1 protein-coding gene is annotated in these 447 nt (G+C 69.1%); it reads right to left on the bottom strand.

Going from position 1 to position 447, the window contains the following annotated elements; all coding sequences use genetic code 11:
* Positions 1 to 434: IPT/TIG domain-containing protein (locus ON27_RS29225; RefSeq protein ID WP_218003053.1), on the bottom strand; the 434-nt coding region annotated here is incomplete at its 3' end.
* Positions 435 to 447: the final 13 nt, after the last annotated feature.

Raw genomic sequence — 447 nt, 5'->3', positions numbered from 1 at the left:
TTCAGCGCGGTGGTCCCGGTCAAACCCGTGCCCGTGAGGACCACTGTGGTGCCGCCCGTCTCCGTGCCCACATTCGGTACCAGCGTGGTGAGGGCGGGCACCGGGATGTAGGTGTAGGCGACGCCGCTGCTGGTCCCGCCCGGCGTGGTGACCGTCAGTTGCGCGGTTCCCGTGCCTGCCGGGGCGATGGCGGTGATCTGAGTGGGCGAGTCGACGGTGAACGACGTCGCCGGGGTGGCACCGAAGTTCACCGCGGTGGCTCCCGTCAGACCGGTTCCGGTTATGACCACTGTTGTGCCGCCGGTCGCCGGGCCCGTATTCGGCAGCACCGTGGTGACCGCGGGTACCGGAATGTAGGTGAAGCCCAGACCGTTGCTCGTTCCGCCCACAGTCGTGGCGGTGACCTGCGCCGTCCCCGTCCCTGCCGGAGACACCGCCGTGATCTGA

The sequence above is a fragment of the Nocardia asiatica NBRC 100129 genome, from assembly GCF_000308415.1.
GTDB lineage: Bacteria > Actinomycetota > Actinomycetes > Mycobacteriales > Mycobacteriaceae > Nocardia > Nocardia asiatica.
This window is presented reverse-complemented; position numbering and strand designations above follow the sequence as displayed.